The organism is Sphingobium sp. 3R8 (assembly GCF_020166615.1).
GTDB lineage: Bacteria > Pseudomonadota > Alphaproteobacteria > Sphingomonadales > Sphingomonadaceae > Sphingobium > Sphingobium bisphenolicum.
In genome coordinates, this window is record NZ_JAIQXR010000001.1 from 217,585 (window position 1) to 232,158 (window position 14,574).

Consider the following 14,574-nt stretch of genomic DNA (forward strand, 5'->3'; position numbering starts at 1 on the left):
CGCGCGGGCGGGAAGCCCGCTCCCGTGCAACTGGATATGAGGTTGCTGTGGTCGGAATTGCAGCATTTTTGCAGGGATCGTTCGCACTTCCCCTCTCTTGTACGATTTCCATGCTGGACGAATAGTCGCATTGGGAACATAAAGAGAACATAGTGAGCGATTCGAGATATGGCAGCCAATGGTCCCATCAGCGGCGCGCGTCCGGCAGCGCCAGAAGCGCAAGCACCCTGTCCGGCGCTTGAGCAGGGACATCTGCATGAAATTCACAGCCAGACCGAGGATCGGGCGGCCGCCTTGGCCTTTGCCCTGACGCATGGTCCGCTTGCCGGATCGGGCGCGATCTTTGCCCTGCGCACGCCGCGTCGACAACGCCTGCCGACACTGTTTTCTGGCGACGGGCTGGCGCTACTGGGCATCCAGCCCGGCCGCCTGACGATCGTGGAGACGCGGACCGAGGTCGACATGCTGCGCGCCGGGCTGGAGGCGGCGCGCTGTCCGGGCGTGGCGGCGGTGCTGATGGAAAGCGAAGGACGCTTTGCCGACTATGATCTGACCGCCAGCCGCCGCCTGGTGCTGGCGGCGGAAGCCTCGGGCACCTGCATAATATTGCTGCGAGGCGATGCCGAACCGCGATCGAGCGGCGCGCAAACCCGCTGGACGATCAGGAGCGCACCCTCCGTCGCGTTGGAGGCGGACGCGCCCGGCTGGCCGGCGATCGAGGCCGAATTGCTCCGCTGCCGGGGCGGGCCTGCGGGCGGCCGCTGGCGACTGACATGGGATAGTGAAGGTGGATGTTTCAGGGACGCAGACGGACAAGCGCCTCTGCCTGGCGCTGTGGTTCCCTTTTCTCGCCTGCGAACGGATGCGGGCGACGATGGGACCGAGCAGCGGCAGGTCGCCTGACGATGGCGCTGCCGAACCGCTAGCCCTGGTGGCGCGGGTCGGCAATGCGCTGCGACTGGCGACGGTGGATGCTCTGGCCGTTGGGCAAGGGCTGGTCGCGGGCATGACGCTGGCCGATGCCCGGGCGCGCTGTCCTACGCTTGTCACGCGCCCGGCCGATCCCGTCGCCGATGCGCTGGCGCTTGATCGGGTGCTGGAGGCGATGCGCCGCTTCACCCCGATGGTCGCGCTCGATGCGCCGGACGGGGTCATTCTCGACATTATGGGCTGCGCGCATCTGTTTGGCGGCGCGCAGGCGCTGGCGCAGCAGGCCCGCGCGCTGGCCGGGTACAGCAGCCGCCATGGCTTTGGTCCCAATGCTATGGCGGCCCGCGCCCTGGCCCGCCATGGCGAACGGGGTAACGATGTCGCGGCGCTGCCGGTCGCGGCGCTCGAACTGGACGATGGCGCGCTGGCCGCGCTGCGCCGGGCTGGCCTGCGCACCATCGGCGATCTGGCCCGGCGGCCCATGGGCATGATCGCCGCCCGCTTCGGCGAACAGGCGGTCACCGGGTTGCGCCAGATATTGGGCGAAGCGCCCAGTCCGATCGCGCCGCGCCGTCCTTCCGCCCCGATCCGGGCCGAGGCGCGCTTTCCCGAACCGATCGCCCGGACCGAGGACGTGATGGACGTGATCGAGGATCTGCTGGATCAGGCCGCGCGGCAGATGGAGGCGCGTAAGCTGGGCGGTCGCCGTTTCGTCATCCGTTTGCTGCGGAGCGACGGCGCGCGTCAGGGTCTGGCGATCGAAACCGGACAGCCGGTGCGCGATTCCGCCGCCGTGCTGCGCCTGCTGCGCGAGCGGATCGACACGATGGCCGATCCGCTCGACCCCGGTTTCGGCTTCGACGCCGTTCTGCTGGCGGTGCCGCGCGTGGAGCCGCTGGTCGAACGGCAGCAGGCGATGGAGGGAGAGGCGGCCAGGGCAGGCGAGGCGAATATCGTCGCCCTGATCGACCGGCTCGGCATTCGCCTTGGCCCGGACAATGTCCGTCGCCTGCAACCCTGTGACCGGCATATCCCCGAGGGCGCACAGACTTTCGTGCCAGCGACGCAGGCTCAGCCTCAATCTTGGCCCGCCGCGCCGGATCGTGCGCCCCGGCCGCTGCTGCTGTTCGATCCGCCCCAGCCTGTTGCCGTGATCGCTGGCGTGCCCGATGGCCCGCCCCAGCGTTTCCGCTGGCGCGACCGGCTGCATGAGGTGCGGCTGGCCGAAGGGCCGGAACGGATCGCGGCGGAATGGTGGCGCAGGCGGGACGGGCATCAACCGGGCGGGGCAGGGCGCACCCGCGACTATTACCGGATCGAGGATGGCGACGGGCGCCGCTACTGGATGTTCCGCCATGGCCTGTTCGGCGAAGAAACGGAGATATGCTGGTATCTCCACGGCCTGTTCGCATGAGCGACTTTGCAGAGGTCGTGGCCGCCAGCAATTTCAGTTTCCTGCGCGGGGCATCCCATCCCCAGAAGATGGTGCAGCAGGCCGCGCATCTGGGCATGACCGGCATCGGCATTGCCGATCGCAATACGGTGGCGGGCGTAGTGCGCGCGCATCAGGCGCTCAAGGATCTAAAGCCGCTGGGCGTCACCATGCGCCTGATCGTCGGTGCGCGGCTGGTCTTTGCCGACGGCACGCCCGACATCATCGCCTATCCGCGCACGCGCTTCGGCTGGGGTCGGCTGACCCGGCTGCTGACCGAGGGGAATCGCCGCACGATCAAGGGCGCGTGCGAACTCAAACTGGCGGACCTGATCGACCATGGGCAGGACATGGCTTTGATGGCAATGGATGGCGACGCCACCCTGCTGTCGCAGTTGCGCGGGCTGACGCCGTATCTCTGGCTCGCCGCGACGATGGGGCGATCGGGGCGCGACGCGCGGATGCTGGCGCGACGGCGGGCGCTGGCGGCCCAGTGCGATGTGCCGCTGATCGCCACCAACGATGTCCTCTATGCGGAAGCGAACGACCGGCCGATGCAGGATATCCTCACCTGCATCCGGGAAGGATTGACGATCCAGACGGCGGGCCGCCGCCTTGCCCCCAATGCCGAGCGGCACCTGAAAGACCCGGCCGAAATGGCGCGCCTGTTCGCTGCCTGCCCGGAGGCGATCGCCGCGACGCAGGATTTGCTGGGCTGCATCGACTTCACGCTGGATCAGTTGGTCTATGAATATCCGCACGAACCGGTGCCGGCGGGCTGGGCGCCGCAGGCTTGGCTGGAGCATCTGGTGGGGGAGAAAGCGAAGGCGCGCTTTCCCGACGGATTGCCGCCCCGATATCAGGAGACGTTGGACGAGGAATTCACGCTGATCCGCAAACGCAATTACGCCTATTATTTCCTGACCGTCCACGACATCGTCGCTTACGCCCGCAGCCTCGACCCGCCGATCCTGTGCCAGGGACGCGGGTCGGCGGCCAATTCGCTGGTCTGCTACCTGCTGGGCGTCACGCCGATCGATCCGGTCGAACAAAAGCTGCTCTTCTCCCGTTTCCTGTCAGAAAACCGGCATGAGCCACCCGATATCGACGTCGATTTCGAACATGAGCGGCGCGAGGAGGTGATGCAATATGTCTACCGCCGCTATGGGCGCGAACGGGCGGGCATCGCCGCGACCGTCATCCGCTATCGCCAGCGCAGCGCCCTGCGCGAAGTCGGCAAGGCGTTGGGCCTGACCGAGGATGTGACGGCGCGCCTGTCCGGCACCGTCTGGGGCAGTTGGAGCGGTGATCAGCAAGTGCCCGAAGCGCGGGTGACCCAGGCGGGTTTCGATCCCGCCAATCCCGAACTCGCCCGGCTGCGCGACATGGCGAGCCAGTTGCTCGAATATCCCCGTCATCTGTCGCAGCATGTCGGCGGTTTCGTGCTGAGCCAGGGGCGGCTCGACGAACTGGTGCCGATCCACAATGCCGCCATGCCCGATCGCACCTTCATCGAATGGGACAAGGATGATCTCGATACATTGCAACTGATGAAGGTCGATGTGCTGGCGCTCGGCATGTTGACCGCCATCCGCAAGAGCTTCGACCTGATGCGGCTGCATGGCCTGCCCGATCTGACGCTGGACCGGGTGCCGGTGGAGGATGAGGCGACCTACACCATGCTGCAAAAGGGCGACAGTATCGGCACCTTCCAGGTCGAAAGCCGCGCGCAAATCTCGATGCTGCCCCGCATGAAGCCCAAGGAGCTATACGACCTCGTCATCCAGGTCGCGATCGTGCGGCCCGGCCCGATCCAGGGCGGCATGGTCCATCCTTATCTTCGACGGCGTAATGGAGAGGAGAAGCCGGAACTGCCCGGCCCGCCGGGCAATCCTGACGAGTTGAAAGAAGTGCTGGGCAAGACGATGGGTGTCCCCCTGTTTCAAGAGCAGGCGATGAAGCTTGCGATCGTCGCAGGCGGGTTTTCACCGGCCCAAGCGGATGGATTGCGTCGGGCGATGGCGACATTTCGTCGCACCGGAGAAGTCAGTAAATATCAGACTGATTTGATCGAAGGCATGGTGAAACGCGGCTATGAACGCGATTTTGCCGAACGCTGCTTCAAGCAAATCGAGGGCTTCGGCGAATATGGCTTTCCCGAAAGCCATGCTCAGGCGTTCGGCTGGCTCGCCTATGTCTCCTCCTGGCTGAAATGCCATTATCCGGCCGTATTCACCTGCGCCTTGCTCAATAGCCAGCCGATGGGCTTCTATGCGCCCGCGCAACTGGTCCGCGACGCGCAGCAACATGGCGTGGAGGTGCGGCCGATCGATGTGCAGGCGAGCGACTGGTATAGCAGCCTGGAAGGGGAGCGCATCCTGCGCCTTGGCCTCAACCGCATCGACGGGTTTCGTGAGGAATGGGCCAGGGCGCTGATCGCGGCGCGGGCGGAGGCGCCGATCCGCGACATGGAGGATATCGCCCGACGCGCCGGGATGCCCGCACGCGCGCTTCACCTGCTGGCGGACGCCGACGCGCTGCGCTCGATCGGTCGCACCCGGCGCGAGGCGGGGTGGGACGCGCGCCGCGTGCCGCCGGCCCAGCTACCGCTCTTCGCTGCGCAGGATCTGCCCGAACTCGGCCGCGAAGCCGATCCGATGCTGCCGGTCATGGCCTTGTCCGAAGAAGTCGCGATCGATTACCACACCCACCGCCTGTCGCTGAAAGGCCATCCGATGCAGTTTCTGCGCGACCATTTCGCCCGGCGCGGCGTCATCGACTGCGCATCGGTCAATAGCGCGAAGGACGGCGCGAAGGTGAAGGTGGCGGGCGTGGTCCTGATCCGCCAGCGGCCGGGCAAGGGCAATGCGGTCTTCATCACGATCGAGGATGAAAGCGGCATCGTCAACGCGCTGCTGTGGGCGCGCGACATGGAAAAGCAGCGGCGCGCGGTGATGGCGTCGCGGCTGATGCTGATCCACGGCGAAGTCCAGCGCAGCAAGGAAAATGTCGTCCACCTGATGGTCGATCGCGTCACCGACGCCAGCCGGGCGCTGGACTGGCTGAGCGAGGGGCATGAGAGCGGAAAAGCCGCGAGGCCATTCCCGCATCGCCATCCCCGTGACGTGCGCATATTGCCCAGGTCACGCGATTTCCATTGAATGCCTGCGCAGGAACATAACAGCCCAAACAATCAGCGTTTCCGCGCGAACCAGATCACATGACGCGGCCCCTTGCCATTGTCGCGCGCCTTGACCGCGACCTCATCCACCTCGAACCCTGCATTGCGCAGGCGGCGGGTGAACGGGTCGTCCGATCCCGCCGACCATATCGCCAATATCCCGCCGGGCTTCAGCGCTGCCTTGGCTACTGCCAGTCCGCCAGCCGAATAGAGCCGGTCGTTGGCCGCCGCGGTCAGGCCGTCAGGCCCATTGTCGACATCCAGCAGGATCGCGTCATAGGTCGCCTGGCCCGCCGCGATCACCGGCACGACATCCTCGATCCGCAAGTCGACGCGCGGATCGTCAAGACACCCTGCCATCAATTCCGCCATCGGCCCGCGCGCCCATTCGATGATCTTGGGCACCAGTTCGGCCACGGTCACACGCGCCGATCCATCCAGCACGCCCAGCGCCGCGCGCAGGGTGAAGCCCATGCCATAGCCGCCGATCAGCAGGTGCGGCGCCTTGCGCCCCTGCAACCGTTCGATCGTCATCAGCGCCAGTTGCTTTTCCGACCCGCTCATCCGGCTGCTCATCAGTTCGTTGCGGTCGAGCACGATCATGTGATCGGCGCCGCGCCGGTAGAGTTTCAACTCCTGCCCGCCCGGCACCTGCGCCGAATCCAGATATTCCCGCGGGATCATGATCGCTTTCCTTCTCTTTTGCGGGCAGCCGTTCGTCCCATGTCGGCCACGCGCGATGCGCATGGCAGCTTGGCATCCGTCACGCAAATGCTACAGGCACCGCGCAGGCATGCTTCATCCTATCCCCGGCAGGCAGTTTCTCTTTTCATGCGTTATTTTCTCGACACCGAATTCAACGGCTTTGGCGGTACGCTGATCAGCGTCGCGCTGGTTCCCGAACATGGCGACCAGGAATTTTACGTGACACTGCCGCTGCCCGAAGAGATCGAGCCATGGGTGGAAAAGCATGTCATCCCCTATCTGCGCCACGTCCCGCCGGGCATCGACCTGGAGTTGAACCGGGTCGAGGCGGCCGATCATGTCGCCGCTTATCTGGAGGGAGACAGCGATCCGGTCATCATCGCCGACTGGCCGGAGGATCTGTCGCATTTCTGCGCGCTGCTGGTGACCGGACCGGGCAAGATGGCGGGCGTGGATTTCGGGCTGCGGCTCGAACTCATCAATGCCGCCGGCTTCAGCGCCGCCGCCAACAGCCGCGTGCCGCACAACGCCCTGCACGATGCGCGGGCGCTGCGCGACTTCTACATGGCCGACTGACGCGGCCAAAGCCGATAGCCACGCGCCCTTGCTATGGCGCAGCTACTGCCGCACGGGATGAAGGGCGGCGTGACGACCAATGCGCGACCGCTCCAGCCACCAGAGCAGCGCGCTCGCCGCCAGCCATCCCACCCAGAAGGGCCAGGCCGATCCGGAACCGCCGGTCGTGATCTTTGTGCCCGGCGCGTCGCGAGAGGTGGCGGACAGCATGGCCATCGCCTGCCGGTCGCGCGCGGCGCGCATGGCCGGCAATGCGTCGCGCGCCTGAACATGGAAGGGGCGAAGTTCCTGCTTGACTCGCAGCCTGTGCCAGCCGGCCTTTGCGGGCCAGAAGCCGCCGCATCCCGCCACCGGCACCAGCTTGGTCCGTACGCCATCGGCCGTTTCGACCACCGCATCGCTGCCAATATCGCACAGCGCCATCCGTTCGCCCGCCCAGGCCATGCCGGGGATCATCTGGCTGGACGACGGCGCAGGCCGCGCGACCGCCGTCAGCAGCGCCTGCCACCAGTCGCCATAAAGATCGCGCCGCCCGGTCAGGGTCAGGGCATAGCTGTCGATTCCGGTGAACAGGGCGACACGCCCCAATCCGATCGCCCGCCAGGCCCCCAGCGTCGCGCCGCCCGCATCCTCCAGCAAGGGCACGGCCCCATCGTCGCCGGGCGTCAGGCCCAGGCGACTGACATCGGGCGCGATGTCTTCGGGCAAAGCCATGTCCACCGGCGCATCGTCGCTGCCGATGCCATGGCGGGTGCGGGCAACGGCTTCTTCGGCCGCTTTGGGCAAGGCCAGCGGCATAAGGCCGTCCGGACCACTCAGACCAAAGCCCAGCGCCTGCCATTGCGACCGCGTCGCGCCGTCGATTGCGCCGCCCGCGCGCAGAACCAGCCCCAATCCGCCGCGAACCGCCGCAATCAACGGGCCACGCATCCCCGCCCAGGCGCGATCGTCCACGATCGCTACGTCGAACCGGCGCAGCCCTGCCGCATCCAGCGCCACCGGCGCGTCGCCCAGGGCGATCCCGCCGCCCGCGCTCATCTGCGTCGTCACGTCGAAGCCGGCATCGCTTGCCCAGCGGCGCAGATATTTGACCTCCGGCCCCGGCGCACCCGCCAGGATCAGCAGCTTGGGACGGGCGCTTTCCGTCACCCAGACCGGCACGTCCGCCTGTTCGATCAGGCGCTTGTCCTTGCGCACGCGCAGCGTGAAGCTGACCGCGCCCGCCGCCCGCACCGTGCCGGCGAGCCGGAAATGCCCGTCCCGGTCGGCCGCACCGCTGTCGGTCAGGCGCCCCGCCGGGTCGATCAACTCGATCGTTGCGTTGTCCAGCCCGGCCAGCGTTCCGCCCACCATGAAGCGCCCGCCCGCCGCCACCCCCGGCGGTGGCGCCAGATCGACGATGCCGGCCCGCAGCGGCGGCGGATCGAACCGCACCGACACCTGCCGCGCGGCGTCCACGTCTCGCGGGCCAAGTCCGTCGCCCAGCACATGGATGGCCGTGACGCCGGGATGACGCCGCAACGCCGTGGCCAGATCGGGCGCCGCTTCGCCGCCGCCGATCGCGGGTGCCTCCGGCAGCAGGATCAGCGGCGCGCCATCGGCCGCAGCGGGAAGGCGCGATGTTCCTGCCGTTGCGATCCGCAGGCTGGTGGCGCCGCCGTCCACCGCCGGCGGGAACAGGGCGCAATAGAGCAGCACCGACACCATCGGCTGGAGCAGCATCAGCAATGCCAGCCGGACGGACGCAGCCTGGCCCGTCGCCGCCGCACGGCTATGCCATAGCCACAGCCGCACCCAGGCGAGGAGCGTGGCAAGCCCCAGGATCAGCGCAACCGCCCACTCAACCGTCATGGCGCCGCTCCGATCGCGCCCAGATAGCGTGCACCGGCCGCATCGACCGGACGACGCCGGGCCGGACGCGCCAGCGGCCGCTCCATCGCCGTCCAGAGCTGCGCGCGCAAACGGGCGCGGCAGGCCGTGCAGGCGGGATCGCTGCGCACCGCGTCGATCGCCCCCGTCAGCGCCAGCGCATCGGGCAGTCGCCCGGCATTGGTGCGCGTCCACGCCTCCAAGGCGCCCAGCGCGATCGGCCCGCGGATCGCATCCGGCCCGTCGCCCAGCGCTCGCCATGCGGCAGCGGCGGGGCCGTCGCGTCCTTCTACAGGGGCGATGCCCAATGTGCGGTTCGCCAGCCCCTCGCGCTTGCCGGTCATGCGTCGGGTCGCGTCGATCGGCGGCAATTCCGGGCCGACCCGCGACAGGAAGATGCGGGTCGCCTGCTGCACCTCCTTGATGAAACGCAGCGCCTTATAGGCGAAGGGCAGGGCCAGGTCTGGCCGCCCCTGCTTCAACTCCCGTTCGGATTGCCACATTTCGTTGACGGCCTGTTTCAGGATCGCGCGGGTTTCGGGATCGAGACTGGAGGCGGGGCTATCGTCATGGGGATGGCCGAAATCGCCCAGCACATCCTCCGGCGCGCCGAAGCCGGCACTGGGCTGTTTCGGCGGTCCGCCATGGTCGTGGCCGTCGCCTTCGCTATGTCCGTCCGCGGTCGGCGATTCCGGCTCGCCTTCCTCCTCGCCACCCAGAAACTGGCTGTAGCGGCCGCGCAATATCTGCTGGTCGCCGCCGATCGACGCCGATCGCGTCACAAAACGGTCGGACGCCAGCGCGCGCTTCTGTTTGATGAGCGCTTCTGCATCGATGATGATCTGCCGCTGGCTGCGGAAATAAGCGGGCAGGGTGGTGTTCACCATCCCCTCCATCCCGCTGCTTTCGGGCTGTTTTGCCGATGGCCAGCGCAGGATCAGGCTGGGACCGCGCACCTCCTGCGGAGCGGGGGAGCAGTTGTCGCGCACGATCAACTGCACGACCATGTCGCCGCCAGCGACGAAACCGAAGCTGGCAAAGTCGAGCCGCGGCGCAAAGCGTCGGTCGCGGGCCGGGCCGCTCCCCGCTACGGCGATTTCCCGTTCGCTGAAGGTCACATTCTCGCCCTCGCCGATGGCCAGCGTCACGCGCAGCCGGGCGGTCGCGGCGACGCCATAATCGTCGGTCGCGGCAAAGACCGGGGTCCAACTGCGCTGGCCGGGCGTGATCATGGACAGGCTGGCGGTCGGCGACAGCGCCTTCACCTGCGGCGGCGTGTCGCCGATGGCGTCGATCCGGTGCAGCGGCGGGCGCGGGCCGCGCGCGTCGGCTGGATCGACGCGATAGAGGAAGGACGCGTCGAGCGTCCGGCTGGCGATCCATGTCTCGCTGTCGCGGCGCAGGGCCAGCGTCTGGCCGGCAAGCATCGCGAGACGGGGAGCGCTTGGCTGCGGATCGAACCGCAGCGTCCATTCCAGCCGCGCGCCCTGCGGCGCGCGCGCATCGAGCGAGGCGGAATCGCGCACCGGCATGCCGGTATAAGCGGGCGGGATGATGCGCAGATTTTGCGCAATCAGGCGCGGGATGCCGGGCCGGGCGGGCAGGCCTTCCAGCGCGGGTGCCAGGGTCGGCGGCCCTTCGCCGGGACGCGGCCACAGCAGGGCGACGACGACCACCGCTACGGCCACGAGACTGAACGCCAGCAGCGACCGGCGCGACCAGTCGGGCCTCAGATCCTCTGGCGTGCCATGATCGATCCGCGCCGCGATGCGATCGCGCTGAAGCACCTGCAACGGCGCAAGCGGGGCATGTTGGGCGAATAGCAGCGCGCTGCTGTCCTCCAGTTCCGGGCGATTATTGTCGAGGCTGCGGACCAGCCAGGCGCGATCGAAGCGAGCGGCGCGCCGACGCGCGATAAAAAATGCAATGGCGCTGCCGATCGCGACCAGCAACAGGGCGAAGGCCGGTCCCCCCAAGCGCCAGCCGACGGCGCCGGCAGCGACCAGTAACGGCAACGCCAACGCCCACGTATCGGTCAATGCCCGCCAGCGTGCGGGCGCGATCCAGCGCGCGAGCAGCGCCGTCATGGCGCGACGCCCCTGCTGCGGCGCGTCGCCATCCAGCGCTCGACCAGCAGCGCCAGCGCGATCAGCAGGGCCAGCCAGGGCCGCAAGGATTGCGGCGGCTGGTCATAGCTGCGCCCGCCCGTCAACGGTGCATAATCGGCGGCGGCGACGCGCGCAGGTGGCGCCAAGGGGGCTAACAGCGCGCGCAATTGAACGGGGAAATCCGCGCCCGCCAATATGGGCATCTGCGCCGGCGTCAGCGCGCGCGTGAAATGCAGCAGGCGTCCCTTGCCCATCGGCAGCGCCTCCGCCACCGGGACGCCCAGTTCGTCGCGCCAGACCGGCAGGGCAGGGCGGCCGCCCGGCAAGCGTGCATCGCTCGCCGCCAGCACCGTGCCGCCTTCCGCCTCCCGGCGCAGGACGCCGTCCGGCAAGGTGCCGCCTGCCAGCCAGACCAATATCCGTCGCCGGTCGGGCAGCGGGGCATCGATCGACGCCATGTCGATATCCGCCTCACGTCCCGCTGGCTGCCATGCCAGCGCGGCGGCGCGGATGTAGCGCAGTGCCTCGCGATGATCGGCATCGACGCGAACGGACAGGCCCGGCGGTGGTGCCAGCTTGACGTCGGCATCCGCCATGTTCCCACCCGTAATCCGCCATGTCACCTTACGCGACAGGCGCAGCCGATCGGCGTCCGCGCCGTCGATGATTGAGGGCGTGACGATAGTCAGCGGCGTTCCGGCCGGCAATTCCGCGTCGATCTGCCGGATCAGGCTGGCGATCGGCAGCGGTCCGGCCGGCCGGGGCGCATTGATCGCCGGGAAGCCCGGCGCGATCCAGCGGAGGCGGCTGTCCCCGAACGCCGCGGCGTCAAATTGCACGCCCGGCACCACGGCGACATAGGGGCTGCGATCGGCCGCGCCGAACAGGATCGGCTGCGCCAGCCACAATGCCGCCAGCGCCAGCAACGCCATCCTTGCCAGCAACAAGGGCCATTCGTCGAAACGCAGCCGGGAGCGCGGCTTCGGCTTCTGCCGCAGCCAGCGCAGCGCGGCGAAATCGGTCGGCCGTTGCTCGCTCTTGCGCGCGATATGGATGACCAGCGGCACGACCAGCGCGAAAAGCGCGGCCAGCGCCGCCGGGAAGAGCAATCCCATGCTCATGCATAGTCCGCCGCGCCATGGACGGAAAAGAGGCGGCGCAGCGGCAGGTCGATCGGTTCGTCCAGCACATGTGCGGCATGGCGGATGCCCGCGCCGTCCAGCCGGGCGTGCAGCGCGGCGCGGGCTTCCCCGAAGCGGGCGATGAATCCGGTCCGCAATGCCGCGCCGTCCCCCAGATATTCCTCGCCAGTCTCAGGATCGCGAAAGCGATAGCCGCCGTCGAAGGGGAAATCCCGTTCGGCGATGGTCAGCATCTCGATCACCAGCGCTTCGCGCCCGGCCGCCGCCAGTTTCTCCGCCAGCGCCACCGCGCCGTCATCGAAACAGTCGCTCAACAGGATGACCAGGTCATGCGCACCGATCCGCTCCCACACCGGCCCCAGTTGCGCCTCCGCCGCAAAGCCGCGCGCGGGATGGACGGTCAGCAGGTCGAGCAGCAGCCGGTCGCGCTGGCGCGCGCCGGTCGCGGGCGGCAGCAATGCCAGCCCCTCGTCACCCAGCGCCATGAAGCCGAAGCGGTCGCCCTGTGCCATCGCCAATTCGGCGATGGCCGCGGTGATGCTTTTGGCCGCGTCGAGACGGCAATAGTCAGGACGCGTGGCGTCGGCCTGCCCCATGGAGGCGCTGGCGTCGATCATTATCCACACCGCGACCGGGCTTTCGCGCTCGGCTTCGCGCACGAAGAATTTGTCCGACCGGGCGTAGAGTTTCCAGTCGATCTGTCGCAATTCGTCGCCCGGTTCGTAGGCGCGATATTGGGCGAACTCCAGCCCCGCGCCCCGGCTGTGGCTCCGGTGCTGGCCCAGCCCATGCGATCCCACCGCCCGACGCGTGACGAGCCGCAGGCCGCGAAGGCGGCTGCGCACGTCAGGGGGGATCAGGTCGACCATCGCCGGGCCGGGTTCAGGCGAGCGGCACGGCGCGGATCAGGGCGGCGACCACGTCGTCGGCGCTGCGCCCCTCCGCTTCGGCGGCGAAGGACAGCAACAGGCGATGGCGCATCACCGGCGCGGCGAGCGCGGCGATATCCTCGCGCGTTGCGGCCAGACGACCATGCAGCAGCGCGCGCGCCTTGGCGCACAGGATCAGCGACTGGCCGGCGCGCGGCCCTGCGCCCCATTTCACATATTTGCGGATATCTTCCGGTGCGCCGTCGCCGGGGCGGCTCGCGCGCACGATCCGCGTCACCCAATGGAGCAGGTCGTCGCTGAAATGCACGTCGCGCACCAGCCGCTGGAGCGCCAGCACCTCCTCGCCCTCCATGACCATCGGGACCATGCCAGCCGTCGCCCCGGTGGTCTGGGCCAGGATCGCGCGTTCTTCCGCTTCGGTCGGATAATCGACGCGGACATGGAGGAGGAAGCGGTCGAGTTGCGCTTCGGGCAGGGGGTAGGTGCCGGCCTGCTCCAGCGGGTTCTGCGTCGCCAGCACGAAGAAAGGCTTGGGAAGTTGATGCGTCACGCCGCCATAGCTGACCGTCTTTTCCTGCATCGCCTCCAGCAGCGCCGCCTGCGTCTTGGGCGGGGTCCGGTTAAGTTCGTCGGCCAGCAGCAGGTTGGTGAAGACCGGCCCTTGTTGAAAGCGGAAGCTGCGATGGCCGGTGCCATGATCCTCCTCCAGCAATTCGGTGCCCAATATGTCGCTGGGCATCAGGTCGGGGGTGAACTGGACGCGGCGGAAATCGAGCTTCAACGCGTCGCCCAGCGACCGCACCAGCAGTGTCTTGCCCAGCCCCGGCACGCCTTCCAGCAGGCAATGGCCGCCCGCCAGCAGGCCGATCAGCAATTGCTCCACCACATCGGCCTGACCGACGATCGCCTGCCCGATCCCCGCGCGCAATTGGGTCAATCGCGCAAGACGGGCCTGGATTTCGGCTTCGGTAATTTCGGTCATGTCATGTCCCTTGATGGACGAATGGCGGGAACGGGGAAGGGGGCTGTCACACCGACAGCGCATACATCACGATATTGACCGCGAACTTCGTATTGTCCTCGGCCAGGAAGCGCTTGTTGCGCCAGTCATAATCCCATTCGCAGCCATAATCCTTGTTGCTGTACAGAACGCCCAGCCGACCGTTCACCTCTATCCCTTTCAGATAGTCGTGGACCAGATCGTCGCCCCAGCCATTGAGTTCCAGTCCGGTGTTGGGCGGCCCATCATCGAATTTGAAGAAGCTGCGGTAGAGGCCATGGCTCTTGGGCAGCGTCTTCAACGCCTTCGGCCCGAAAATCTTCGCCATTTGCGCCTCGAACGAGCGGGCGAACAGGCCGTCTATGTCATGGTTGCAATCGTCGACCATCACGAAGCCGCCATTGCGGACATAGCGTTCGAAATTGCGGCGTTCGGCCGCCGAAAATTCGACCAGCTTGTGCCCCGCCATGTAGCAGAAGGGCCCGGTCAGCATCTTGGGGTCCGACAGGGCCACCACATGCTCCTTCGGGTCCACGCGCAGCGTCGTATAGTCGATCAGCGATGTGACGATGTTCGACGGCGTTCGCTGATCGACGTCCCAGTCGCCCGAGTCGTATCGCAACCGCGTGAACCAGAAATCATACCCCCCGGCTGCCGCGGCGGCGGCGAACGGCCGGGCCAGCAACCCGCTGGCCAGACCGCCCGCCATCAACCGGAGAAAGTCGCTGCGCGTCATGCCTT

Annotated in this window: 11 protein-coding genes; 4 read left to right on the plus strand and 7 right to left on the minus strand. The window is 67.6% G+C overall.

Features of this window, described 5'->3' with window-relative positions; translation table 11 throughout:
• Positions 1–168: 168 nt before the first annotated feature.
• The 3 genes from K9B33_RS01035 to K9B33_RS01045 are packed head-to-tail and all read left to right on the plus strand — an operon-like array spanning position 169 to position 5,523.
• Positions 169–903 (plus strand): ImuA family protein, encoded by a 735-nt coding sequence (locus tag K9B33_RS01035; RefSeq protein ID WP_224546030.1) that lies wholly within the window; start codon positions 169–171, stop codon positions 901–903.
• Positions 875–2,344, plus strand: coding sequence for a Y-family DNA polymerase (locus tag K9B33_RS01040; protein WP_224546032.1), 1,470 nt, complete (start codon positions 875–877; stop codon positions 2,342–2,344). Before K9B33_RS01035 ends, K9B33_RS01040 begins: the two co-directional genes overlap by 29 nt.
• Complete coding sequence (locus K9B33_RS01045) at positions 2,341–5,523, plus strand: error-prone DNA polymerase (protein ID WP_224546034.1); 3,183 nt, start codon at positions 2,341–2,343, stop codon at positions 5,521–5,523. Before K9B33_RS01040 ends, K9B33_RS01045 begins: the two co-directional genes overlap by 4 nt.
• A 32-nt stretch (positions 5,524–5,555) precedes the next feature.
• On the opposite strand, the gene K9B33_RS01050 is transcribed toward K9B33_RS01045, so the two are convergent.
• Positions 5,556–6,227, minus strand: a complete 672-nt coding sequence (locus tag K9B33_RS01050) for a spermidine synthase (RefSeq protein WP_224546035.1) — start codon at positions 6,225–6,227, stop codon at positions 5,556–5,558.
• A 147-nt stretch (positions 6,228–6,374) separates the two neighbouring features.
• Between K9B33_RS01050 and K9B33_RS01055 the strand changes: the two genes are divergently transcribed.
• On the plus strand, positions 6,375–6,824 hold the full coding sequence (locus tag K9B33_RS01055; protein WP_224546038.1) for a hypothetical protein: 450 nt from the start codon (positions 6,375–6,377) through the stop codon (positions 6,822–6,824).
• 42 nt (positions 6,825–6,866) lie between these two features.
• Here K9B33_RS01055 and K9B33_RS01060 read toward each other — a convergent pair whose 3' ends face one another.
• From K9B33_RS01060 to K9B33_RS01085, 6 genes are read right to left on the minus strand one after another with little or no spacing between them, the layout of a single operon-like run.
• Positions 6,867–8,675, minus strand: coding sequence for a carboxypeptidase regulatory-like domain-containing protein (locus tag K9B33_RS01060; protein WP_224546040.1), 1,809 nt, complete (start codon positions 8,673–8,675; stop codon positions 6,867–6,869).
• Entirely contained in the window at positions 8,672–10,780 is a 2,109-nt protein-coding gene (locus K9B33_RS01065) for a DUF4175 family protein (RefSeq protein ID WP_224546041.1), read from the minus strand. The genes K9B33_RS01060 and K9B33_RS01065 overlap by 4 nt, the downstream gene beginning before the upstream one ends.
• Positions 10,777–11,922: a BatA domain-containing protein gene (locus K9B33_RS01070; RefSeq protein ID WP_224546042.1), complete on the minus strand. Its 1,146-nt coding sequence runs from the start codon at positions 11,920–11,922 to the stop codon at positions 10,777–10,779. The genes K9B33_RS01065 and K9B33_RS01070 overlap by 4 nt, the downstream gene beginning before the upstream one ends.
• Positions 11,919–12,812: a DUF58 domain-containing protein gene (locus tag K9B33_RS01075; protein WP_224546043.1), complete on the minus strand. Its 894-nt coding sequence runs from the start codon at positions 12,810–12,812 to the stop codon at positions 11,919–11,921. Before K9B33_RS01075 ends, K9B33_RS01070 begins: the two co-directional genes overlap by 4 nt.
• A gap of 13 nt (positions 12,813–12,825) precedes the next feature.
• Positions 12,826–13,815, minus strand: a complete 990-nt coding sequence (locus K9B33_RS01080) for an AAA family ATPase (protein ID WP_224546044.1) — start codon at positions 13,813–13,815, stop codon at positions 12,826–12,828.
• A 46-nt stretch (positions 13,816–13,861) separates the two neighbouring features.
• Positions 13,862–14,569, minus strand: coding sequence for a DUF4159 domain-containing protein (locus tag K9B33_RS01085; RefSeq protein WP_224546045.1), 708 nt, complete (start codon positions 14,567–14,569; stop codon positions 13,862–13,864).
• Positions 14,570–14,574: the final 5 nt, after the last annotated feature.

Excerpts from the sequence above, each read along its gene's own strand:
- K9B33_RS01035 (WP_224546030.1), top strand. The coding sequence starts at position 169 with ATGGCAGCCAATGGTCCCATCAGCGGCGCGCGTCCGGCAGCGCCAGAA.
- K9B33_RS01040 (WP_224546032.1), top strand. The coding sequence starts at position 875 with ATGGGACCGAGCAGCGGCAGGTCGCCTGACGATGGCGCTGCCGAACCG.
- K9B33_RS01045 (WP_224546034.1), top strand. The coding sequence starts at position 2,341 with ATGAGCGACTTTGCAGAGGTCGTGGCCGCCAGCAATTTCAGTTTCCTG.
- K9B33_RS01050 (WP_224546035.1), bottom strand. The coding sequence starts at position 6,227 with ATGATCCCGCGGGAATATCTGGATTCGGCGCAGGTGCCGGGCGGGCAG.
- K9B33_RS01055 (WP_224546038.1), top strand. The coding sequence starts at position 6,375 with ATGCGTTATTTTCTCGACACCGAATTCAACGGCTTTGGCGGTACGCTG.
- K9B33_RS01060 (WP_224546040.1), bottom strand. The coding sequence starts at position 8,675 with ATGACGGTTGAGTGGGCGGTTGCGCTGATCCTGGGGCTTGCCACGCTC.
- K9B33_RS01065 (WP_224546041.1), bottom strand. The coding sequence starts at position 10,780 with ATGACGGCGCTGCTCGCGCGCTGGATCGCGCCCGCACGCTGGCGGGCA.
- K9B33_RS01070 (WP_224546042.1), bottom strand. The coding sequence starts at position 11,922 with ATGAGCATGGGATTGCTCTTCCCGGCGGCGCTGGCCGCGCTTTTCGCG.
- K9B33_RS01075 (WP_224546043.1), bottom strand. The coding sequence starts at position 12,812 with ATGGTCGACCTGATCCCCCCTGACGTGCGCAGCCGCCTTCGCGGCCTG.
- K9B33_RS01080 (WP_224546044.1), bottom strand. The coding sequence starts at position 13,815 with ATGACCGAAATTACCGAAGCCGAAATCCAGGCCCGTCTTGCGCGATTG.
- K9B33_RS01085 (WP_224546045.1), bottom strand. The coding sequence starts at position 14,569 with ATGACGCGCAGCGACTTTCTCCGGTTGATGGCGGGCGGTCTGGCCAGC.